Annotated in this window: 1 protein-coding gene and 1 pseudogene; both read left to right on the forward strand. The window is 41.2% G+C overall.

The window, feature by feature from the left end; all coding sequences use genetic code 11:
* The first annotated feature begins 257 nt into the window (after positions 1-257).
* Positions 258-1,016, forward strand: coding sequence for a gamma-glutamyl-gamma-aminobutyrate hydrolase family protein (locus RMX98_RS36235; RefSeq protein WP_409881996.1), 759 nt, complete (start codon positions 258-260; stop codon positions 1,014-1,016).
* Between the two features lie 177 nt (positions 1,017-1,193).
* Positions 1,194-1,391 (forward strand): annotated as a pseudogene (locus RMX98_RS36240) (hypothetical protein); the annotation flags it as partial.

Genomic DNA, 1,391 nt, shown 5'->3' on the forward strand with positions numbered 1-1,391 from the left:
ATTTTGTCTCTTACTTATAGAAATCGCCGAAAAAGATTTAGTTTGCGGTTTAATCTAATTGCTGCTCTCTACAATTACGAGCTTTTTCTCTCCAAAATCAAATCTTCCTGAGTGACTTTTGCAAGAGGTCTATTCTCTGCTTTAACTATTTGATGGAGAATTGGTGACAACTGAAGAACTGAAGAAACTTACTACTGGGGTGAGCAGTCTAGTACGTCTAGTTCGTGCTGACAGCGAAATACTGATATAGCATTAAGATGAGTAGAAAATCTCGAAAACCATTGATTGGCATTACAACTTACGGTCGCCTTGCAGCATTACCATTTTCTCTGCCAAGCGAATATATAGATGCAGTCCGTGCTTCAGGTGGTATTCCCATATTATTACCACCAGGAGAAATTGACTCTGACTTAGTTCTTGACTCTTTGGATGGTTTAATCATCTCTGGTGGTGGAGATATTGACCCTGCTTGCTACAATGGTTTTGATCATCCTAGTATTTATTCTGTTGATCGCGAACGTGATGCTTTTGAATTGCAGCTTGGCAAGTTTGCTCTTGAACGTCATCTGCCGATATTGGGTATTTGCCGGGGTTTACAAATTCTCATCGTCGCCTGTGGGGGTACTCTAATTCCTCACATTCCAGATGTTTACGGTACATCTGCATTACATCGTCTAGAGCCTGAGCCTGGACGACGTTTACCTACAGAACATCTTGTCAAGATAGATGTAGAAAGTCTTTTAGCTAACTGTTTACAGAATTCTCACATATCTGTAGTTTCTTGGCATCATCAAGCGATAGATAAAGTACCACCTGGTTGGCGGGTTGTTGCTTATGCTTCGGATGATGGAGTCATTGAAGCTGTGGAGCATGAACACCATCCTTGGGCAATTGGTGTGCAATGGCATCCTGAGCTTTCAATTATCAATCCCAATAATCAAAGACTTTTTCTAGCTCTCGTTCAGGCTGCACATACAAAACACTTATGCGATGAGCCTAACCCTGGAACTGGTTGAACAAGATGACGGAGGATGGACAGAGAGTTCGGTATTATCGACATCTGTCTCACACCTCTAGCTTAGGCTGATAGAGATAATTACTCTTTTATATTTTTATCACTTTTAAGTAAATCATTAGCCTTGAGCTTTGGAAGCGAACTTTGAAATTGCCACAAAGGAAAACAAGACCAAGTATTGCAGCAAATCAAACAGGCAGACTTAGAGATGTTGGAATTGTCTGCGGCGGCTGGAGAAATCGATTTAAAGTATATGGATGAATCAGGGTTTTGTGCTTGGAGTGAACCCAATACTTTTTGGGTTTTGGGGGAAAGGGGAAAGGGAAAGGTTTTAATTCACCTTTCCCCCTTACCCTTTAACCTTTTCCCAGACCAA

The sequence above is a fragment of the Nostoc sp. DedQUE02 genome, from assembly GCF_034531035.1.
In the GTDB taxonomy this organism is placed as follows: domain Bacteria; phylum Cyanobacteriota; class Cyanobacteriia; order Cyanobacteriales; family Nostocaceae; genus Nostoc.